The 21,263-nt window shown below is 70.7% G+C and carries 19 protein-coding genes; 11 read left to right on the forward strand and 8 right to left on the reverse strand.

Features of this window, described 5'->3' with window-relative positions; all coding sequences use genetic code 11:
- Positions 1–22 precede the first annotated feature (22 nt).
- Entirely contained in the window at positions 23–673 is a 651-nt protein-coding gene (gene lexA / locus AB0H56_RS07600) for a transcriptional repressor LexA (protein ID WP_357158717.1), read from the forward strand.
- Between the two features lie 11 nt (positions 674–684).
- On the opposite strand, the gene AB0H56_RS07605 is transcribed toward lexA, so the two are convergent.
- The gene (locus AB0H56_RS07605; RefSeq protein WP_357158720.1) at positions 685–1,647 is read right to left on the reverse strand and encodes a DUF2332 domain-containing protein; all 963 of its coding nucleotides are present in this window, start codon (positions 1,645–1,647) and stop codon (positions 685–687) included.
- 74 nt (positions 1,648–1,721) lie between these two features.
- The gene (locus tag AB0H56_RS07610) at positions 1,722–2,033 is read right to left on the reverse strand and encodes a hypothetical protein (protein ID WP_357158723.1); all 312 of its coding nucleotides are present in this window, start codon (positions 2,031–2,033) and stop codon (positions 1,722–1,724) included.
- A gap of 151 nt (positions 2,034–2,184) precedes the next feature.
- Between AB0H56_RS07610 and AB0H56_RS07615 the strand changes: the two genes are divergently transcribed.
- The 4 genes from AB0H56_RS07615 (at position 2,185) to AB0H56_RS07630 (ending at position 8,850) form a co-directional block, all read left to right on the forward strand.
- The gene (locus AB0H56_RS07615; RefSeq protein ID WP_357158726.1) at positions 2,185–3,153 is read left to right on the forward strand and encodes a ComEA family DNA-binding protein; all 969 of its coding nucleotides are present in this window, start codon (positions 2,185–2,187) and stop codon (positions 3,151–3,153) included.
- A gap of 277 nt (positions 3,154–3,430) precedes the next feature.
- Complete coding sequence (locus AB0H56_RS07620; protein ID WP_357158729.1) at positions 3,431–6,493, forward strand: ComEC/Rec2 family competence protein; 3,063 nt, start codon at positions 3,431–3,433, stop codon at positions 6,491–6,493.
- Positions 6,494–6,502: 9 nt separating this feature from the next.
- Positions 6,503–7,474, forward strand: coding sequence for a DNA polymerase III subunit delta (holA, locus tag AB0H56_RS07625; RefSeq protein ID WP_357158732.1), 972 nt, complete (start codon positions 6,503–6,505; stop codon positions 7,472–7,474).
- A 233-nt stretch (positions 7,475–7,707) separates the two neighbouring features.
- Positions 7,708–8,850: an LCP family protein gene (locus tag AB0H56_RS07630; protein WP_357158735.1), complete on the forward strand. Its 1,143-nt coding sequence runs from the start codon at positions 7,708–7,710 to the stop codon at positions 8,848–8,850.
- On the opposite strand, the gene AB0H56_RS07635 is transcribed toward AB0H56_RS07630, so the two are convergent.
- Together AB0H56_RS07635 and rpsT are read right to left on the reverse strand one after the other, a co-directional pair.
- Complete coding sequence (locus tag AB0H56_RS07635) at positions 8,851–9,096, reverse strand: hypothetical protein (protein ID WP_110039535.1); 246 nt, start codon at positions 9,094–9,096, stop codon at positions 8,851–8,853. It lies immediately after the preceding gene.
- A 100-nt stretch (positions 9,097–9,196) separates the two neighbouring features.
- The gene (gene rpsT, locus AB0H56_RS07640) at positions 9,197–9,457 is read right to left on the reverse strand and encodes a 30S ribosomal protein S20 (protein WP_019045815.1); all 261 of its coding nucleotides are present in this window, start codon (positions 9,455–9,457) and stop codon (positions 9,197–9,199) included.
- A 397-nt stretch (positions 9,458–9,854) separates the two neighbouring features.
- On the opposite strand from rpsT, the gene AB0H56_RS07645 reads away from it, so the two are divergent.
- The 4 genes from AB0H56_RS07645 (at position 9,855) to AB0H56_RS07660 (ending at position 14,054) form a co-directional block, all read left to right on the forward strand.
- Positions 9,855–11,390 (forward strand): circularly permuted type 2 ATP-grasp protein, encoded by a 1,536-nt coding sequence (locus AB0H56_RS07645; protein ID WP_357159189.1) that lies wholly within the window; start codon positions 9,855–9,857, stop codon positions 11,388–11,390.
- A 4-nt stretch (positions 11,391–11,394) separates the two neighbouring features.
- Complete coding sequence (locus tag AB0H56_RS07650) at positions 11,395–12,372, forward strand: alpha-E domain-containing protein (RefSeq protein WP_357158739.1); 978 nt, start codon at positions 11,395–11,397, stop codon at positions 12,370–12,372.
- A complete protein-coding gene (locus tag AB0H56_RS07655; protein WP_357158742.1) occupies positions 12,369–13,211 on the forward strand; it encodes a transglutaminase family protein in 843 nt (280 codons plus the stop codon). Before AB0H56_RS07650 ends, AB0H56_RS07655 begins: the two co-directional genes overlap by 4 nt.
- A 66-nt stretch (positions 13,212–13,277) precedes the next feature.
- Positions 13,278–14,054: an aquaporin gene (locus AB0H56_RS07660; protein ID WP_357158745.1), complete on the forward strand. Its 777-nt coding sequence runs from the start codon at positions 13,278–13,280 to the stop codon at positions 14,052–14,054.
- Positions 14,055–14,109: 55 nt separating this feature from the next.
- On the opposite strand, the gene AB0H56_RS07665 is transcribed toward AB0H56_RS07660, so the two are convergent.
- Positions 14,110–14,661 carry a type II toxin-antitoxin system PemK/MazF family toxin gene (locus AB0H56_RS07665; protein WP_357158748.1) on the reverse strand — a complete coding sequence of 184 codons (552 nt, stop codon included), beginning with the start codon at positions 14,659–14,661 and terminating at the stop codon, positions 14,110–14,112.
- Between the two features lie 69 nt (positions 14,662–14,730).
- Here AB0H56_RS07665 and lepA point away from each other — a divergent pair, with 69 nt between their 5' ends.
- A complete protein-coding gene (lepA, locus tag AB0H56_RS07670; protein ID WP_357158751.1) occupies positions 14,731–16,614 on the forward strand; it encodes a translation elongation factor 4 in 1,884 nt (627 codons plus the stop codon).
- 1 nt (position 16,615) lies between these two features.
- Here lepA and AB0H56_RS07675 read toward each other — a convergent pair whose 3' ends face one another.
- From AB0H56_RS07675 to AB0H56_RS07685, 3 genes are read right to left on the reverse strand one after another with little or no spacing between them, the layout of a single operon-like run.
- A complete protein-coding gene (locus tag AB0H56_RS07675) occupies positions 16,616–17,854 on the reverse strand; it encodes a HAMP domain-containing sensor histidine kinase (protein WP_357158754.1) in 1,239 nt (412 codons plus the stop codon).
- An 11-nt stretch (positions 17,855–17,865) separates the two neighbouring features.
- The gene (locus AB0H56_RS07680) at positions 17,866–18,558 is read right to left on the reverse strand and encodes a response regulator transcription factor (protein WP_357158757.1); all 693 of its coding nucleotides are present in this window, start codon (positions 18,556–18,558) and stop codon (positions 17,866–17,868) included.
- 36 nt (positions 18,559–18,594) lie between these two features.
- On the reverse strand, positions 18,595–18,960 hold the full coding sequence (locus AB0H56_RS07685) for a hypothetical protein (protein ID WP_357158760.1): 366 nt from the start codon (positions 18,958–18,960) through the stop codon (positions 18,595–18,597).
- Between the two features lie 238 nt (positions 18,961–19,198).
- Between AB0H56_RS07685 and AB0H56_RS07690 the strand changes: the two genes are divergently transcribed.
- Positions 19,199–21,259: a hypothetical protein gene (locus tag AB0H56_RS07690; RefSeq protein ID WP_357158763.1), complete on the forward strand. Its 2,061-nt coding sequence runs from the start codon at positions 19,199–19,201 to the stop codon at positions 21,257–21,259.
- The last annotated feature ends 4 nt before the right edge of the window (positions 21,260–21,263 follow it).

The following is a 21,263-nucleotide window of genomic DNA, read 5'->3' on the forward strand; positions in this document are numbered from 1 at the left end:
CCGCTGGCTCTACGATGCCCCGGTGACCGGTTACGACGACTTCGACTTTCCCGACACCTCGCACCTGCCGCCGCGCAGGCAACACATTCTCGCGGTGATCCGGGATTCGGTGCTCGCGCACGGCTATCCGCCCAGCGCCAGGGAGATCGCCGACGCTGTCGGCCTGCGGTCCACGTCGACGGTCTCCAAGCATCTGAAAGCGTTGGAGGAGGACGGATTCCTGCGCCGCGGCGCCGCGATGACCCGCCCGATCGATGTGCGGCTGTTCCTCCGAGACACCCCGGGCGTGCAGTCCGAGGCCTCGGTCACCGTGCCGGTGGTCGGCGACATCGCGGCGGGCACCCCGATCCTGGCCGAGCAGAACCCCGACGACCTGCTCACCCTGCCCCGCGAACTCGTCGGCCGCGGTGAGGTTTTCGGCCTGCGCGTGCGCGGTGACTCGATGATCGACGCCGCCATCTGCGACGGCGACCTCGTGATCGTCCGCAGTCAGCGCGAGGCGAACACCGGTGACATCGTGGCCGCCATGATCGGCGAGGAAGCCACCGTGAAGGTCTTCCGCCGCCGCAACGGCCATGTTCTGCTGGAGCCACGCAACCCCGCGTACTCCGTCATCGACGGTGACGAGGCCACCATCCTCGGCAGAGTCGTCTCGGTCATGCGCCGCCTCTGAACCCCGTGGCGTCACGCCGGGCCGAACCAGTCCAGGAACTGACCGTGTGGCCCGGCGTACGCCACCGGCTCCCCGTCCACCGCGACCACCATCCGCGCGGCGGTCGTCTCGTCGCGCGGTAGCCGATCGGCGAACTCGGGGAGAATGCCCACACCTTCCTGCGAGACCCAATGACACGGCAGCTCCCGTACGGTCGTGACGAACTTCTGCCGCGCCGGCAGCGGCAGGTAGGTGAGTACCGCGCTGTGGAACACGACGACCGTGCTGTCGCTGGGCGCGGCCGCGACCAGTTCGCCGATCCGGTCGGTCAGGTCCCCCGTCACCAGGTGCGGCGGGTCCGCGGCCGCGATCGCGGCGACCGCGCGCAGTCTGGCGATCCGGTCGTGCTGTCCGGGCCAGACGAGCGCTTCCAGCCACTCGCGATCCCGGGCATCGGCCATGTCCAGCGGGTTCAGGTCTACGCCCGCCCGGTGGACCACCTCCGGCGGTCGTGTGGGGATCGGCGCCGGCCCGGAGACCTCGCACGACAATCGCACCGGTGCCGGGCCGTCGACGGGATCCACGAGGACGTCCCCGTAGCGATAGCTCAGCCGGTCAGGAAACAGGCACAGCCCCGCCGACGCACCGGCTTCGATCAGTGACAGGGGTCCGGGGAACCGGGCGAACACGGGCAACAACGTCGCCGAGCGCCCGGCTTCGTTCGTCTGGGTGCGTCTGCTCGCCGCCGTCGCGGCGATCGCGGGCCAGCGGGCGAGCAGCTGTTCCCGGAATTCGCCATAGGTCTCCGCGGTCGCGCCGTGCACCCGCGCGGCGGCCAGGATCAGATTCGGCTGCTGTTTGCCGGTGGGGAGCTGGCCGATCAAGGCGAGCACGGTGTCGTCGTCGGCGATGTCGGCGGCCCGCTGTTCGTAGCACGGCGAATTGCCGCGTGCCTCGCGGTGGGCGAAGTCGAGGAAGCGACGGCGCAGGTCCATGCGGCCATTCGTAGGCGGTCGCGGGCCAGGGGCGCACGGTATTCGATCAGCTGTGGTCGATCTGTTGTCGTCGTTCACGGCAGGAGGTACAGGCGCTCGTTGGGCAGGCGGGGCAGCCCGTGGCACGGTCGGGAATCGACGGCGACCGAGCACGGTCTCTTGGCCGCGATGTCCTGGACGAAGGCGAGGGCCGCGGTCCGGCACGCCACGAATTCCATGCGGACGGAAGTGAATTGCACGAGCACGCGGATGTCGGGCTCGTCGGGGCGCGGTGAGCGTCCACGAAGCGGTGCGGCGGAGTGTCGTCGGGCGATGCACGCGGCGAGGATTCCGCGGGGGCGGTTCGTGGTGACAGTGGAACTCCGGGTGTCGATGGCATTGGGCATGGGCGCACCGTAAGCGAGCGAGCGAACACACTCGGGATTCGTTGGTGTGCCTGACCGGCAGTTGTCCACAGGCTAGGTGTTGTCCACAGGTTCGATCGAACCGCAGGTCGCCTGCGGTTTCGCGGTGGGTGCGGGTCGTAGCTTCGGTGGCATGTCACGACACGAAGAGCACGAGCGGGTACGGCAGCGGCTGGGTGGTCTCGCGGTACGCGACCAAGCCGGGTCGGGGTCGATGCGTAGTGGGCCGGATCGCGCCGGGGCGCGCGGCGGCCGCGATACCGAAGGACGTTGGGACGACGAGGAACTCCCGCCGGGGGAGGTGCAATCGCCCGGCTGGCTCGATACCGGAGGCGGGCCGCGCGGGCTGCAACGCTTGGTACCCGAGCGGTTCCGGGCGGCACGCGTCGACCCGGGGCGACCGGGTGCTTTAGTCCTGGCGCTCGTAGGGGTGGTCGCGGTGGTGTTCACGGGCGTGCTGGTGCTGCGCGACCAGCCGACCCAGCAGTCCGTGCCGCCGGTGCCGGTGGTCCGCGCGGAACCCATCGCCGCCCGCGGTGAGCCGGCCACCACCGTCGCGGCGGCCGGTGGTTCGGCACCGGCCACGAGCTCGGAAGTCGTTGTCAGCGTGATGGGTCTGGTCGAACGTCCCGGCCTGCACCGGCTCCCCGCCGGCGCCCGGATCGCCGACGCGATCGACCTCGCCGGCGGCGCCCGCGACGGCGCCGACCTGGCCGGTCTCAACCTGGCCCAGCGCCTGGCCGACGGCGATCAGGTCGTCATCGGTGCGACCGACCCCGGGTCGCCCGTCCCGCGCCTCGGCAGCAGCATGATCAGCGCGGGCGGCAGCACACCCCGCCCGGCGAACGTCGGCGGCGCGGCGGGCGACACCAGCGCCACGCCTTCGAAAACCGGTGCGGCGCAGGATGCTAAGCGCGTCAATCTGAATACGGCGACAGAGGCCGAACTCGACGCACTCCCCGGCGTCGGCCCCGTGACCGCGAAGGCGATCCTCACCTGGCGATCGACCAACGGCAAGTTCACCGATGTCACCCAGCTCGGCGAAGTCGACGGCATCGGTCCAGCACGCCTCGCCCGGCTTCGCGACCTGGTCACGACGTGACCGCGGCACCGCGGGGACGACCCGCCGAGCGGGAGCGCGGTATCGACAGGACAGCCGATTTCGCGGACGATGCCGACCACATCGGCGTCGTGACTGGTGGCGCGGCTGACAGCGGACCCGGCGCGGCCGCGAGGAAGTTCCTCCCTTGCTATCCGGACTGCGTCGAACACTCGTACAGCAGTGTGGAATTCGGGTGCTTCGGCCTGATGTCGGTTCTCGGGCGTCACGGAGCGGGCGGGGTCGCCGCGGATGCCGGGCCGGTCGACGGATGAGGGCGGTGCGCGAAGACGAGCGCGTGGAGGGGCAGCGGCAGGTTCTCGACATGCGGCTGGTGCCCGCGGCGGTGGGCTGTTGGATGGCGACGATCGTCGCGGTGTCGATGGGATGGGTCGCCGGCGTGGTGCTCGCGGCCGGCGCGGTGGTGCTCGCGCTCGGTCTGTGGGCGGTGGTGTTGTGGGCGGTCGCGCACGAGCGGGAGCGGTGGCGGGTGGTCGCGGTCGCGGGGCTGGCGACGATGGTGTTGTCGGCCGGGTTCGCGGCCGCGGGCGCCTGGCGGGAGCATCATGTGGGGGCGCATCCCTTGCGGGAGTCGTTCGGGCAGTCGGTGACCGTGCTGGCGGCTGTCACCGACGACCCGAAACCGATGCGTGCGGGCGGATTCGGTGGCCAGCGCCGATGGATCGTGCACGCGGGGCTGCGCGAGTTCGGGAGCGGGACCGCGACGACCAGTGCGGGCGGCGCGATCGTCGTCCTCGCGAGCGGTGATGCGTGGGCGGAGCTGACTCCGGGACAGGTCATCCGGTTCCGCGCGCGGGTGAGCGAGCCGCACCGCGCGGATCTCACCGTGGCCACCCTGAACGCCCTGGCCGACCCGGCCCGCCACGGCGAACCCCCGTGGTGGCAGCGGGTGGCCGCGGGGATACGTGCCGATCTCGCCGCCGCCGCGGCGCGCGCACTGCCACCCGATGCGGCGGGCCTGCTGCCCGCTCTCGTGGTCGGGGACACGTCCGCCCTCTCCGACGAGGTACGTGACTCGTTCGAAACAGCGGGGTTGCAGCATCTGTGCGTGGTGAGCGGTGCGAACTTCACCATCCTGCTGACGGCGCTGCTGGCCTTGACCCGCCTGCTCACGGCTGGTCCCCGGGCCAGCGCGGCGGCCGCCGCCGGTGTGGTCGTGGTGTTCATCGTTCTCGCACGGCCCGACCCGAGTGTTCTGCGCGCCGCCGCGATGGGTTCGGTCACCGTGTTGGCGCTGCTCACCGGTCGCCGCAAACAGGCCCTCCCCGCTTTGGGTGCTGCGGTGATCGGATTGCTCGCTGTGGCACCGCGATTGGCGGTGAGCGCCGGGTTCGCGCTCTCGGTGCTGGCGACGGCCGGGCTGATCCTGCTGGCGCCGAGCTGGGCCGACTGGCTGCGCGCTCGCGGGTGGTGGCGGGCACCGGCGGAGATCGTGGCGGTCTCGGCGGGCGCGTTCGTCGTCACCCTGCCGCTCATGGTCGGGCTGTCCGGGCGGGTGAGTCTGGTGGCGATCGTCGCGAACGGCCTCGTCGCGCCGGTGGTCGGCGTGATCACGGTGCTCGGTGCGGTGGGTGCGGTCGTCGCCTGCCTGTGGAGTGCCGCGGCGGTCCCGGTGCTGTGGTGCGCGCGGCCGCCCCTGTGGTGGTTGCTCTCGGTGGCCGATCGGATGGCGGCGATCCCCGGTGCCTCGCTGACGGTGCCGTCCGGTGTCGGTGCGGGACTCGTCGCCACCGCCGTCGTGATCGTCGTGGTGGCGGCGTTGCGCTGGGCGAAGACGCGGCGGCTGCTGGCCGTCGGCGTGCTCGGCGTCGCGATAGTCCTTGTGCCGGTTCGGCTGTGGCATCCGGGGTGGCCACCCGACGGCTGGATCCTCGCCATGTGCGATGTCGGTCAAGGCGACGGACTGGCTCTGTCCGTCGGTCCCGGCGCCGCGGTCGTCATCGACACCGGCCCCGACCCGCGCGCCATGCGCCGCTGCCTGGACCGCCTGCGCATCGACACCATCCCCCTGCTCGTCCTCACCCACCCCCACGCCGACCACATCGACGGACTCGCGGGCGCCGTCCGCGGCCGCACCGCCGACGCCATCGCCACCGCCCCAGGCGAACTCAGGACCAGCGGCGGCACCCCGACCTGCCCCGCAACACCGACAGCACCTTCCCCGAACCATCCCGCCCCACCGCCCCCGCCCGTGTCGGACACCGTGCGCCCACTCCCGGCCGCCGACGTCGCCGCGCGCATCGCGCCGACGGCCGCTGGAAGCACCGCCCCGGTGCCACGCCCGGCCGCCGACGTCGCCGCGCGCATCGCGCCGAGGGCCGCCGGAATCACCGCGCCGGTGCCACGCCCGGCCGCGGCGGCCTCACCGATAACGAACGACAGCACGCCGGCTGAGGACCCTGCGCAGACTCAGCCGGGCGTTGTCCCAACCCGAACCGCGAGACCGTTGGCACCGGCCGACGACGCGGCGTCGCGGGTCGGTTTCACCAGCCCGTACGACGCCGTGGTGTACGCCGCCGGAACACGGACCGAGGTGCGGCGCGATGCGTGCCATGGCGGCGCAGAGACTGGAACGGAGTCGGGCTTCGAATCGGAGACCGCGCTGCACCGGCACGGGCACCGAGAGGATTCCGGTGGGGTAGAGCGAGTGGTCGATCTCGCGGAGTCCGAGCGGATTCCGCTGATCGAGCTTCACGCAGGACTCGAATTGCACTTCGGTGCGGTGGAATTGGCGGTGTTGGGGCCCAGCGGTGACGCTCCGTCCTCGTTCGCCTTGGACGGAGCCAACGACCGGTCACTGGTACTGCGAGCGCGGACGGGCGTCGGCACGATCCTGTTCACCGGTGACATCGAGGAAGCGGCCCAGACGCGGCTCCTCGACCAGGACCTCCGCGCCGACATCCTCAAGATTCCGCACCACGGATCCCGGACCACCACTCCGGCATTCCTCCGCGCGGTCCATCCGCGGCTCGCCCTGATCAGCGCGGGAGCGGACAATACCTTCGGTCACCCCCACCCCGCCATCACGACCGCACTGGACGCGCTGGGCGCCACCGTCGCGCGCACCGACCGGCACGGCGACGTGATCGTGTTCGGCACCGCCGCCGACCTGCGAACCGTCACGTCCCGACGGCGGCATCCCCGGTGCGGCCACGAACCTTCGATGCCGTCCGGATGGGCGTCGACGAAGGCCCCGTGTGCATTGTCGAAGGACGGGAGGTCACGACAACGACGGGCAGGCGGGAACCGGGCCACCGCTGGTTCACCACTGCGAACACGGAACCGGCACGCGCTCCGCGGGTCTGTCGGCGCGCGAACGTAGGATCGCCTGGTGAGCGAAAGCCCTGCCCCGGTGCATCTGGTTCTCGGTGACGAGGAGCTGCTGGTCGAACGCGCGGTCGCGCAGGTGATCGGTCAGGTGCGTGCCGGCGCGCCCGATCCGGAGGCGGTGCCGGTCGACCGGTTGCGCGCGGGCGATGCGAGCACGGCCGAACTCGCCGAGCTGCTGAGTCCGTCACTGTTCGCCGAGGACCGGGTGATCGTGCTCGAATCGGCCGCCGAGGCGGGCAAGGACGCCGTCGCCGTCATCACCGAGGCGGCGGCCGACCCGCCCGCGGGCGTGGTGCTGCTGGTGCTGCACTCCGGCGGTGGCCGGGCGAAAGCGCTGGCTCCCGCGCTGCAGAAACAGGGTGCCGTGGTCCACGAGTGCGCCAAGCTCACCAAGGCCGCCGAACGGATGGAGTTCGTGCGCGCCGAGTTCCGCGCCGTCGGGGTGAAGGTCCCGGCCGACGTGGTCCAGATCCTGATCGAGTCGGTCGGTTCCGAACTGCGCGAACTGGCAGCGGCCTGTTCCCAGTTGGTGGCCGACACCGGCGGCAAGGTCGACGCGAACGCGGTGCGCCGCTACTACTCCGGCCGGGCCGAGGTGACCGGCTTCGACGTCGCCGAACTCGCGGTGGCCGGTGATCGTCCCGCCGCGATGGAGGCGCTGCGCTGGGCCACCGACCGCGGCGTCCCGCACGTGCTGCTGGCCGATGCCCTCGCCGACTCGGTGCACACCATCGCCCGCGTCGGCTCGGCGGGCCGCGGCGACCCGTTCAAGCTCGCCCAGCAACTCGGCATGCCGCCCTGGAAGGTCAAGAAGGCCCAGGCGCAAGCCCGCGGCTGGAACCCCGCCACCATCGGCACCGCACTCCAGGTCGTGGCCACCCTCAACGCCGACGTCAAGGGCGGCGCCGCCGACGCCACCTACGCCGTCGAACACGCCCTGTCCCGCATCCTGGACCTGCGCGCCGCGAATTGACCGCCACCCTGCCCACGCCGCACGGCCCCTGACGCGGTCCCCGTCGTCGGGGTCCTACGCGCCGCCGAATCGAAACCCGATCGCGATATCCGACGGCTATCACTCCTGGCAGAGTTGATCATGACATGGACGAGCCGGGCGGTGGCCGGGATGCGGTGCGCGGGCGGGGCCGACGCACCGGGTCAGGCGTGGGCCGGTGGGTGCGAGGGATCGGCAGGGGGGTCGCGGCGGGATTGTCCGCAGCGGTGGTGGCGGTGACCGCCTACGGATGGTCGACCGCGGGCAGTTTCGACACCGGCTTCTCGCGATCACGGGCACTGGAGGACGACGCACCGCATTCCCTCGGGGGTGACCTGAACATCCTGCTGATCGGCCTCGACACCCGCCGCGACCAGAACGGCGAGGAACTGCCGCGCGAGGTGCTCGACCAACTGCACGCCGGCGACGGCGACGAGGGCGGATACAACGCCAATACGCTGATCCTGGTGCACATCCCGGCCGCCATGGACAGAATCGTCGCGGTCTCGATCCCGCGCGACAACTACGTCCCCGTCACCGGTATCCCCGGCTACACCCACGCCAAGATCAAGGAGACCTACGGGCTGAAGAAGCAGGCCGTGCAGGACCAGCTGATCGCGCGCGGCGAAACCGATCCGCGCCCGCTGGAACAGGCGGGCAGGGAGGCAGGCCGGGCCTCCACCGTCAAGGCCGTGCGGGACCTCACCGGGGTGCCGATCGACCGGTTCGCGGAGGTGACCCTCGCCGGCTTCTACGATCTGGCCGCCGCGCTGGGCGGGGTGGAGGTGTGCCTGAACAACCCGGTGCGCGATCTCGAGTTCTCCGGCGCCGATTTCCCCGCGGGCCGCCAGCGCCTCGACCCCGCGCAGGCGCTGGCCTTCGTGCGGCAGCGGCACGGGCTGGAACACGGCGATCTGGACCGCACCCACCGGCAGCAGGCGTTCCTCACCTCGGTGGCCCGGCAACTGCGCGGCGCGGGCACACTCACCGATCCGGGCAGGCTGAACGCGCTCATGGCCGTGGCCCACCGCAACATCGTGCTCTCCGACGGCTGGAACATGACCGAATTCGTCCGCACGCTCGGTCGCGCCGAGGATCCGCAGATCGAATTCCGGACCCTGCCGATCCTGCGCTACGACGTGATCAACGGTCAGGACGTGAACATCATCGACCGGACGGCGATCCGCCGGGAGGTCGCCACGGCCTTCGGCCTGCCGGTGCCGACCTCCCGCGCGTACTCCACGGGCCGTCCGACGACCAGCAGCACCGGCGCGAGTGCGCCGCCCTCGGGAACCCCGGACGCGGGCAGGCCGGTGCGCACCGATCTCACCTCCGGGCAGGTTCCCTGCGTGAACTGACTACTCGCCGACGAGGGACAGCTGCTCGTCGTCGTCCTCGCCGTCCTCGTAGCGGCCTTCCCACTCGTCGTAGAGCGGGACCTCGTCCTCGCGGGTGACGATCCACGCGGCAGCGAGACCGCCGTCCTCGTCGGGCACCATCACGTTCTCGATCTTGAGGCCGATCCCCAGGATCTCCGCGGCGCGGATCACCTCGGCCAGGTCGTCGCCTCGTACCACCGTCTGATTCGCGTACACCGTCAACATGCGCGGAATGGTAGCCGACGACAAAAGCCGCCGTGGTCATCGAGGCCACGGCGGCTGCGTCTTGCGAAGTCGTGCTGAGCGGGTACCAGGCCCGCTCCGATCAGATCTTGTTCAGAGCCAGCGCGAGCGCGGACTTCTTGTTGGCCGCCTGGTTGGCGTGGATGACGCCCTTGGACGCGGCCTTGTCGAGCTTGCGGCTCGCGAACTGCAGCTGCTCGGCAGCCTTTTCCTTGTCACCGCTGGCGGCAGCTTCACGGAAGTTGCGGATCGCGGTGCGCAGCGCGGACTTGACCGACTGGTTGCGCTTGCGCGCCGCCTCGTTGGTACGGATCCGCTTCATCTGGGACTTGATGTTGGCCACGCCTGTATCCTCTGGTTTCCTGTCGCTGGGTGGTATGTCTTGAAAGCTCGTCGGGCGCGCGCCCACGATGCAGCAGATGGTGCTGAACTACGGGTAACACCGCGCCGAAGATCGAGGTTACCAGCTCGGCACCGAGCGACGAAATCGGGCATCGGACGACGGCGCGGTCGCGCCGCCGAATTTCACCCGTTTCAGGTGATGCGAGAAATTTACCTGTGTCTCACACGACCCAACCCCTGGGTGATGCACAGTTTTTCCCATGACCTCCACCACAGCGCCGGGTACGGCTCGATCCGCGTCACCGGCGTTGGTGAGAACGAACGGGCATGCCACGACCACCCACACCGGCCTGTTCGAGGGCTACGGCCCAGGCCGCTTCGCCGAGGCGTTCGACGAGATGTTCGACGCGGCGGGCCGGGTCCGCGCCCCGTACAAGGGCATTCACGCCGCGATGGCGGCCAACGACGTCGACGACCTGGCCAAACGCTCCGACGCGCTGGACCGGGCCTTCATCGACCAGGGCATCACCTTCTCGCTCTCGGGACAGGAGCGGCCCTTCCCGTTGGACCTGGTGCCGCGGGTCATCGCGGCCGCGGAGTGGACCAAGCTCGAACGCGGCATCAAGCAGCGGGTCACCGCGCTGGAGCTGTTCCTGGCCGACGTGTACGGCGAGCAGAACATCCTGCGCGATCAGGTGATACCCAAGCGGCTGGTCACCTCGTGTGAACACTTCCATCGCGAGGCCGCCGGGCTGGTCCCGCCGAACGGGGTGCGCATCCACGTCTCCGGCATCGACCTGGTGCGCGACGAACGCGGCGACTTCCGGGTGCTGGAGGACAACCTGCGCTCGCCCTCCGGGGTGTCCTATGTGATGGAGAACCGGCGCACGATGGCGCGGGTCTTCCCCGACCTGTTCTCCTCGCACCGGGTGCGGGCGGTCGGCGACTATCCCGGCCACCTGCTGCGCGCCCTGCGTGCCTCCGCGGCGCCCAACGAGGCCGATCCGACCGTGGTCGTGCTCACCCCCGGGGTGCACAACTCGGCCTATTTCGAGCATTCGCTGCTGGCCAGGCAGATGGGGGTGGAGCTGGTCGAGGGCCGCGACCTGTTCTGCCGCGACAATGTCGTCTACATGCGCACGACCGCAGGCGAACGGCAGGTCGACGTGATCTACCGGCGCATCGACGACACCTTCCTCGACCCCATGCACTTCCGGCCGGACTCCGTGCTCGGCGTGGCCGGGGTGCTCAACGCCGCCCGCGCGGGCAATGTGGTGATCTCGAGCGCGGTGGGCAACGGGGTCGGCGACGACAAGCTCATCTACACCTACGTGCCGACGATCATCGAGTACTACCTCGGCGAGAAGCCGATCCTGCCCAATGTCGACACCTTCCGCTGCTGGCTCGACGACGAACGCGAGGAAGTGCTCGACCGCGTCGCCGAACTGGTGGTCAAACCGGTCGAGGGCTCGGGCGGGTACGGCATCGTGATCGGCCCCGACGCGACGCCGCGCGAGCTGGAGGCGGTCCGGCGCAAGGTCAAGGCCGATCCGCGGGGCTGGATCGCGCAGCCGGTGGTGCAGTTGTCGACCGTGCCGACCAAGATCGGCAACGAGCTCGTGCCGCGCCACGTGGACCTGCGGCCCTTCGCGGTCAACGACGGTGACGACATCTGGGTGTTACCCGGCGGGCTGACGCGGGTGGCGCTCCCGGAGGGCTCGCTGGTGGTGAACTCCAGTCAGGGCGGCGGCAGCAAGGACACCTGGGTGCTGGCCGGACGTTCGGGCCCGGTCGACCGGGAGCTGGCCGGACCGGAGCTGGTGAGCGACCCGCCGCAGGCCGACTCGTTCGAGCTCGGTCGCGAGCTCAGCGCCCCGCAGGCGAATCAGCAACAGCAGCAACAACAACAGACGCAGCGGCTGATCGGGGACTGAACACATGCTTGCTCGCAACGCCGAATCCCTCTACTGGATCGGCCGATACGTCGAGCGCGCCGACGACACCGCGCGCATTCTCGACGTCGCCGTGCACCAGCTGCTCGAGGACGCCACCGTCGACGCCGACCGCACCTCCCGGGTCCTGCTGAAGGTGCTCGGCATCGAACCACCCGACGGCCTGCGCCTGGACGTGTGGTCGGTGACGGATCTGGTCGCCTTCAGCCACGATCACGGCGTCTCCATCAGCGACTCCATCGGCAAGGCGCGCGAGAACGCCCGCGGCGCACGCGAAGTCACCTCCAGCGAGATGTGGGAGTGCCTCAACGCCACCTACAACGGGCTCGCCGCGGCGGAGAAGGCCGCGCGTGGGCTCGGCCCGCACGAGTTCTTCTCCTACATCAAGGACCGGGCCGCGATGTTCACCGGCCTGACCGACTCCACCCTCTCGCGCGACGACGGCTACCGGTTCCTGCTGCTCGGCCGGTCCATCGAGCGCGTGGACATGATGGTGCGGCTGCTGCTCTCGCGCGCGGGCGACCGCACCTCCTCGCCCGCCTGGGTGACCGTGCTGCGCTCGGCGGGCGCCCACGACACCTACCTGCGCACCCACCGCGGCGCGCTGGATGCGGCCAGGGTCGCCGAATTCATCCTGATCGACCGGCTCTTCCCGCGCTCGGTGTTCCACACCCTGCGCGTCGCCGAGGACTGCCTGACCGAACTCGACCAGCGGCCCGGCAGCCGCGTCGGCGCCAGGCACGAGGCACAGCGGGTGCTCGGCCGGGCCCGCAGCGAACTCGAGTTCCTCCCGCCCGGCGTGCTGCTGGAGGACCTGCAGAGCCGCCTGCTCGCGCTGCAGAAGTCGTGCCGCGAGGTGAGCGAGGCCGTGTCGCGCCAGTATTTCCACGCCGCGCCGTGGGTGGCGTGGACCGATGTGCGCAGCAGCTCGGACGTGCGCGTCCAGGTGGAGGGGGAACTGTGAGCTGGCGGATCAGGGTGGTGCACACCACCGGATATGTCTACGACGCGCCGGTGACGCGCTCGTTCAACGAGGCCAGGCTCACGCCGCGCGCGGACAGCAGGCAGAACGTGATCCTCAATCGCGTCGAAACCGTCCCTGCCACCAGGTCGTATCGCTACACCGACTACTGGGGCACCGCGGTCACCGCGTTCGACCTGCACGCACCGCACACCGAATTGGAGGTGACCGGGTCCTCGGTGGTGGAGACCGAGCCGTTCGCCGAACCGCCGGGCGAAGCCGGCTGGGAGGAGCTGCGCGGCGGCCGGATCGTCGACCGGTTCGACGAAATGCTCAGCCCCACCGCGTACGTGCCGCGTGACCGCAAGCTCGCCACCATCGCCCGCCAGCTCTCCCGGGGCGAGGAGCCCGCCAAGGCGGTGGTGCGCGCGGCCGAATGGGTGCACAAGGAGATGGACTACATCGCGGGCACCACCTCGGTGCACACCTCGGCGCTCGAGGCGTTCGCGGAGCGGCGCGGGGTGTGCCAGGACTACGCGCATCTGACGCTGGTGTTGTTGCGCAGCATGGGTATTCCGAGTCGCTATGTCTCCGGATACCTGCATCCGAAACCGGGCGCGGAGATCGGGGAGACGGTCGCCGGGCAGTCCCACGCCTGGATCGAGGCGTGGACGGGGCAGTGGTGGGGGTACGACCCGACCAACAATCTCGCCGTCAACGAGCAGCACGTGTCCGTCGGCGTCGGGCGCGATTACGCGGATGTACCACCACTGAAGGGGGTGTTCTCGGGCGGTGGCTCGACAGACCTCGAGGTCGTTGTAGAGGTGACCCGCCTCGCGTAATGTCCATTTCGCTCGTGCGGACCCCGCTCGCCGCGGGGATGAATCCTCTCGGAGAGGTGGTAGCCGATGTCGCCCACTGCACAGGAACTCGTCGAACCCGAAGTCGTCCCCGAGCCCAAGAAGTGGGCGGCCGAGGGGTTGGGCACGTTCATTCTCGTGATCTGTGGTGTGGGCACCGCGGTGCTCGCCGGGGATCGGGTCGGCGCGCTCGGTATCGCCCTGGCCTTCGGGCTGTCGCTGGTGTTCCTCGTCTACGCGATCGGCCCGATCTCGGGCTGCCATGTGAATCCGGCGGTCACCCTCGGCCAGTTGTTGCTCGGGCGCATCTCCGCGGTCGCCGCGGCCGGCTACGTGATCGCGCAGCTCGTCGGCGCCTTCCTGGCGGGACTGGTGCTGTTCGCGCTGGCGAAGAACCTGCCCGCCTACGACCGCCCGGTGGACGGGCTCGGTGCCAACGGCTGGGGCGCGCACAGCCCGGCGGCGGTGACCGGCCCGCTCGGCGAGGTGGTCGTACAGAACGGGTACGGCATGGCCGCGATGATCATCATCGAGGTGATGCTCACCGGACTGCTGGTCTTCGTGGTGCTGGCCTCCACCGACCAGATCTCCGACGTCCCGCTGGCCGGACTGTCGATCGGCGTCACCTACGCGGTGATCCACCTCGTCTCGATCCCGGTCGACAACACCTCGGTCAACCCCGCCCGCAGCCTGGGCGTGGCGCCCTATCAGGACGGCGCGATGGGGCAGGTGTGGGCGTTCGTGGTGTTCCCGCTGATCGGCGGCGTGCTCGGTGCGCTGGTCTACGGCCTGATCTTCGGCCGGTCCAGGGACGTGCTGAGCTAGACCCGCGACGACGGAACCCCGACCCGGCCCGCGCCGGATCGGGGTTCCGTGCTGTTCAGCTCCACTGGTATTCGGCGACCAACCGGTGCGCGACCAGGTCGAAGGTCTTGCGCTCGACGATCGCGCCCTCGCGCCGGATACCGTCCTCCGGCACGTCGAGCACCCGGTCCAGCCGCACCCAGCTGGGGCGTCCGTCGTGGTCCCACGGGCCCGACCCGATCCCGACCCAGTTGCGGTCGTGCGCGCGTTCGGCTTTGGACGACAGCATCAGCCCGAGCAGGGTCTTGCGATCGCGCCCGACGACCAGCACCGGCCGGTCCTTGCCGTTGGTGGGGTCCTCCTCGAACGGCACCCAGGTCCACACGATCTCCCCGGGATCGGCGCGTCCGTCGAGTTGCGGGCAGTAGACGATCTGCCGGGCGCGGTGGGCCGTCGGTACCGGCGTCGAGGCGGTCGGACGGACCGCGACGGTGGGTTCGGGCTTGGCCGCCAGCGCCCCCACCAGTTTCTCGAGCAGCCTCGGGCCCTGCTTGCGCACGATCTTCGGCCCCTGCTCCTTGGCGATGACGCCGAGTTGCTTGCCGAGAGTGTTCCAACTGCTGGCCATCCCTGAAATATAACGGTGCGCGGCGCTTCGGTGCACCGGTGACAGAGCCGCGGATCCGGCCATGGGACGATGGACCCAGTTCGCCGATACCCCTCGAGGAGTGGAGTGGCTTCCAGTTTTGCCGATACGACGTTCACCGATCCGTCCCGGATCCGGAACTTCTGCATCATCGCGCACATCGACCATGGCAAATCGACCCTGGCCGACCGGATGCTGCAGCTCACCGGTGTGGTCGAGGAGCGGGCGATGCGTGCCCAGTACCTGGACCGGATGGACATCGAGCGCGAGCGCGGCATCACCATCAAGGCCCAGAACGTGCGCCTGCCGTGGAGTGTCGACGGCGAGGAGTTCGTCCTGCACATGATCGACACGCCGGGCCACGTCGACTTCACCTACGAGGTGTCGCGTGCGCTCGAGGCGTGTGAGGGTGCGATCCTGCTGGTCGACGCCGCCCAGGGCATCGAGGCGCAGACGCTGGCGAACCTGTACCTGGCGATGGAACGCGACCTCGTGATCATCCCGGTGCTGAACAAGATCGACCTGCCCGCCGCCGACCCGGACCGCTACGCCGCCGAGATCGCGCACATCGTCGGCTGCGAGCCCGACGACGTGCTGCGGGTCTCGGGTAAGACCGGTGTCGGCGTCGACGCGCTGCTCGACAAGGTGATCGCCGAGGTCCCGCCGCCGGTCGGCGACGCCGACGCGCCTGCCCGCGCGCTGATCTTCGACTCGGTCTACGACACCTACCGCGGCGTGGTCACCTACGTGCGTGTGGTCGACGGCAAGCTCACCCCGCGCCAGAAGATCAAGATGATGTCCACCGGCGCGCAGCACGAGCTGCTCGAGATCGGCATCGTCTCGCCCGAACCCAAGCCCACGCAGGGTCTCGGCGTCGGCGAGGTGGGTTACCTGATCACCGGCGTGAAGGACGTGCGCCAGTCCAAGGTCGGTGACACCGTCACCTCCGCCCGCGACGGCGCGGCCTCGGCGCTGGCCGGCTATCAGGAACCGCGGCCGATGGTCTACTCGGGCCTGTACCCGGTCGACGGCTCCGACTACCCGGACCTGCGTGACGCGCTGGACAAGCTGCAGCTCAACGACGCCGCCCTGACCTACGTGCCCGAGACCTCGGTGGCGCTCGGTTTCGGTTTCCGCTGCGGCTTCCTCGGTCTGCTGCACATGGAGATCACCCGCGAGCGGCTGCAGCGCGAGTTCGGCCTCGACCTCATCTCGACCGCGCCGAACGTGATCTACCGCGTGGTCATGGAGGACGGCGCCGAGCACGTCGTCACCAACCCGTCCTACTGGCCCGAGGGCAAGGTGCGCCAGACCTTCGAGCCGATCACCAAGTGCACGGTGATCGCGCCGAGCGAGTTCGTCGGCACCATCATGGAGCTGTGCCAGAGCCGCCGCGGCGAGTTGCTCGGCATGGACTATCTGTCGGAGACCCGTGTGGAGATGCGCTACACGCTGCCGATGGCCGAGATCATCTTCGACTTCTTCGACTCGCTGAAGTCGCGCACCCGCGGCTACGCCTCGCTCGACTACGAGGAGGCGGGCGAGCAGTCGTCCGCGCTGGTGAAGGTCGACATCCTGCTCCAGGGCGAGGCTGTCGACGCGTTCAGTGCCATCGTGCACAAGGACGCCGCCCAGGCCTACGGCAACAAGATGACCACCAAGCTGCGCGAACTCATTCCGCGTCAGCAGTTCGAGGTGCCCATCCAGGCCGCGATCGGCTCGAAGATCATCGCCCGCGAGAACATCCGCGCCATCCGCAAGGACGTGCTCGCCAAGTGCTACGGCGGTGACATCAGCCGTAAGCGCAAGCTGCTCGAGAAGCAGAAGGAGGGCAAGAAGCGCATGAAGACCATCGGCCGGGTCGACGTGCCGCAGGAGGCCTTCGTGGCCGCGCTGTCCTCCGATGCCGCCTCGGACAAGCCGAAGGGCAAGTAGCTCAGTCCGGTTCGGCGGCGACGCGCACCAGCAGGCGCGTCCCGCCGAGCGGGCTCTCGGTGAGTTCGGCCGTGCCGCCGTGCAATTCGGCCTGTTGTCGCACGAGGGCGAGGCCGAGCCCGGAACCGGGTGAACCGGGACTTTTGGCGAACCGGTCGAACGCGGTGGGGGACAGGTGTTCCGGGACTCCGGTGCCGTTGTCGTCGATGGTGATGGTGATGCCGCCGTCGTCGGCGCGCGCGGCGACCGCGATCTCGGTGGCGTGCCCGTGCAGGACCGCGTTGGCGACGGCATTGCCGACGATCAGCAGGATGCCGCCGGGCAGGCCCGTCATCGGGACGGGTTCGCAGGCCGTGAGGCTGATGTCGACGCCGGGCCGTGCCCGGCGGGCGTTCTGGACGGCCCGATCGAGCGTCTCGCACAACTCGAACGGTTCGAACGCGCCGCGATCGGTGAGCTCGCCGACGGCGAGGCGCTCCAGATCGTCGAGCGTGCGCTCGATCTGACCCTGCGCGGCCAGCACATCGGCGAGCACGGCCCCGCGCTGGTCGGCGGGCAGCTCGGCGCCGGCGAGGACCTGCAGATCGGTGCGCATGGCGGTGAGCGGAGTGCGCAGTTCGTGCGCGCAGACGGCCGCGAAATCGCGGGCGCCGGCCAGTGCCCGGCTGGTCTCGCCGTGCGCGGTCTCGAGCCGCGCCAGCATCCGGGTGATCGCGTCGGAGAGGTCCTCGGCCTCGCGCACGCCCCGGCCGGACAGCGGCGGCAGCTGGTCCAGGGTGTCGATCTCGTGCGTGGCGGTGGCCAGCCTGCGCAGCGGTCGCGCCGCGAAACCGGCCAGCACCCAACCCAATCCGGCCGCGCCGAGGACACCGGCGACGCCGATGCCGAGACCGATCAGCTGACTGCGGGTGACGGCGGCCTCGACCCGTTCCCGATCGGGATCGAGCCGGACGACCAGACCGGGCGCCCCGAGCACCGGCGCCAGTTCGGGATCGACGACGGTGGTGCCGGGCCGCGGCCGCTCCGGGAGATCGGGGAGTGGGCGCGCCGGCGCGGGCAGCGGGAGCGCGGGCGCGCTGTCCCCGCCCGGTACCGCGAGCACCCGCATGGTGGACACCGTCTGGTCGAGCTGGCGGTCACCCGCCACTTTGAGCAGCGCCGCGTAGGTGAGGCCGAGGGTGACCGCGACCAGCGCGGCGACCGCCGCCGAGACGAGGGCCACCCGCGTCCGCAGCGACAACGAACCGCGCCTCACGGACGGTCCCGCAGGACGAATCCGACACCGCGCACGGTGTGCACGACCCGGGCCGCCCCGTCGGCTTCGAGTTTGCGCCGCAGATAGGAGACGAACACGTCGACCACGTTGGTGTCGGTGGCGAAGTCGTAACCCCAGACGGCGGACAGGATCTGCTCGCGGCCCAGCACGATGTCGACGTTTTCGGCGAGCAGCGCCAGCAGCTCGAACTCGCGCTTGGTGAGCTCGACCTGTCGTCCGCGCGCGTGCACCCGGTGCGCGGCCGGATCGATCACCACCTCGCCCACCCGCACCGTCTTGCCCTGTGGCGCAGCGGTTGCGGCCCTGCGGCGCAGCAGCGCGCGCAACCGAGCGACCAGCTCGCCGAGGTCGAACGGCTTGGTGAGGTAGTCGTCGGCGCCGCGTTCGAGCGCCGCGATCCGGTCCGACACCGCGCTGCGGGCGCTGAGCACACAGATGGGGATGTCGTCGCCCATCGCCCGCAGCGCGGTGACCACGCCGACACCGTCGAGCTCGGGCATGTTCACATCGAGCACCATGGCGTCGGGCGTGGCCGAACGCACCAGGGTGAGCGCGGCGGCTCCGTCGCTCGCGGTGAGGACGTCGAAGCCGGAGAGTTCGAGGCCGCGCCGCAGCGACGCGAGCACGCGGACCTCGTCGTCGACGACCAAGATCTGCTGTCCGGTCATGCGCCCACCCTAGTGCGGTTCACCTGTCGGCCCTGGTCAGCGCGGACGGCTCGGGGCGATGACGACGGGGCCGTCCGGCGCGGGGAGCAGGGTGCGCTCGCCGTCGGGGTCGATCCGCACGCACTGGCCCGGCTCGACCGCTTCGGCGGGCAAGCCGAGCGCGGGCTCGCCCGGTGCGATGGGTCGGGTGCGCTCGAAGTGGCCGCCGTCACCGAGTTCGCCGCGCTCGATGTGAATGCGCGGGCCCGGCCCCGCGGGTTCGCCGGGCGCACCGCACAGGACCAGCGTGCGGTCGCCCTGATCGACGGGATGGGCCGCGGCGACACCGGCGACCGCGACGGTGAACAGGGCGGTGCCGCCGAGAACGGCGGCGAGCCGGCGACGGGTGGTCGATCGGATCATGGTGGGTCTCCTCACAGGGTTTGCGCCGATCGGCTCGATCGGCGAAACCGACGCTAAGCAGCCGATCTTCAGCCTCTGTTGAGCAATCGTTAGAGTTCTCTTGGGATCGCGGCCCCCCGATTCCATCGGGTCGCCGAAATTCGTTGCTCGCCATAAAGTGGGTGCCTACAGTGTTGGATGATCTTCACTTCGCTCGAACGTGGTGGGGGGCCGACAGTGAGCGAATGTTGGAGCATTGATGACGCGTGATCTGCCTCTCGATGACGATGCCGCGCGCGCGGAAGGGTCCGATACGGCCTACCGCGTAGCCAACGGTGTCGCCCGGGTCGCCCGTGCGGGTGCCTATGTCACCGGTGGCGCACTGGTCGCCGCGAACGGCACCGCGCCCGAGACCACGCCCGGCACCAGCAACGCCGACAGCCGCTACGCGGGCTGGTCGACGCAGACGGTGTCCGGCGACCCGAGCCCGGACGCGCCGAGCCCGGTCATGACCTTCCCCGACCTGACCGACCTGCCCGAGCCCGCCGCCCCCGCGCCCGCCGCGCCGCACGCCCCGTTCGGCGCCCGGCCGCCCGCCGAGCCCGAGGTGACGATGGTCGGGCGCTCCACCGAGGCCCAATCCGGCTGGCGCCCCGAGATTCCCGGCTCCGACGGCGACACCGAGATGCGGATCCCCGGCTCCGGGGAGACCTCCACCAGCTTCGGCATCCCGTCCTACACGCCCGCGCCGACCAAGCCGGGCCTCGGCCTCGACGACGACAACCCGTTCGGCCTGCCCGGCGGCCCCGGCCTCGGCCTGCCCGGCCCGGGGATGGGCATCCCCGGGTTCGACGGACTCCCTGGCCAGGGGATCGGTATCCCCGGCTATGACGCGCTGCCCGGCCACGCCGGGGGGCTGCCCGGCTTCGGCGGGATCGGCGGTCCCAACGATTCGGTGTCCGCCCAGCCGGGGGACGGGCCGTTCGACGGCATCGGCGACATGTTCGACGGTTTCGGCGCCATGGTGAACACCGAGTGGCAGGTCGACGCGCACGTCGGCCTCGACGGTGTGTGGTTCACCTCGCAGATGAAGGTGACCGGCCAGGTGGGCCAGGTCGGAGATCAGCTCGACGACTACGGCAAGTGGCTCGGGGACGGCATCAAGGTCCCCGGCGGGGCCGACGGCGGCGGAATGAGCTCGCCGACCGGGCCGAGCCTGCCGGGCTCGTCGTCCTCGGGTGTCGGCCTGCCCGGCAGCACCGGGGCGCCCTCGACCGGTGCTCCGCTGCCCGGTGGCCCGGCGGCCCCGTCGACCGGCGCCACCCCGCTGCCCGGCGCCGCCGCGCCCGCGCTGCCCGGCGCAGCGCCCGCGGCCCCGCTGTCGCACGCTCCGGCCCCCGCGCCCGCCCCGGCGGCACCGGCTCCGCCCGCCCCGGTCGCCCCGGCGCCGGCTCCGGTCGCGCCCGCCGCTCCGGCCCCGGTCGCGCTCAACCCGGTGGTCAGCACGCCCCTGCAGACCACGATCCAGCCCGACGCGGCCTCGACCCCGATCGCCAACGTCTTCGGTGGTGCGACCGGCGCCGCCTCGCCGCTGACGGCACCTGCGGCCACCGCGCCGTCGCTGTTCGCGCCACTCACGCCGACCACCAAACCCGTTGTGGTGCCCGACGTCTCGGGAGGCGGGACGAGCTCGAGCCCGTCGCCCGCCACGGTGACGCCGCCCTCGAAGCTGCCGACCGCCGACATCGAGACGCCGACCACGGTGAAACTGCCGGACCTGCCGAAGCCCACCGCCTCGGTGCCCGACGTCAGCACGCCGCACGTCACCACGCCGCCGACCGCGGGAACCGGCACCGGACCGGTGAAGCCGACCCGTCCCGGTGACGACGACATCACCACACCGGGCGGTTCCACCGGTGGCGGCACCACGCCAGGTGGCACGACGCCGGGCGGTTCCACCGGCGGCGGTACGACTCCGGGTGGCACGACCGGCGGCGGGACGCCGTCCACCGCGCCCACCGTCGACGTGCCGGATCCGACGGTGACCAACCCCACCGTGAGCGTGCCGACCCAGCCGGTGCCGACCAAGGTGCCCACCGTCGACATCGACCCGCCCTCGGTGGTCACGCCGCCGCCGGTGGTGACCGTGCAGCCGACCATCAAGCCGCCGGTCATCGACACCAAGCCGATCGCCGCCGATTTCGACCACCACGCGGGCGGCTACCATGGCGTGTCGGCCGGGTTGTTCGACACGGGACTCGCCGGGGTCGATCAGGCCGCGGTGTTTCCCGCCGAGCCCCACGGGTATGACTTCGTCTAGTGCC

It is taken from the genome of Nocardia sp. NPDC050717, from assembly GCF_040654275.1.
Classification (GTDB): domain Bacteria; phylum Actinomycetota; class Actinomycetes; order Mycobacteriales; family Mycobacteriaceae; genus Nocardia.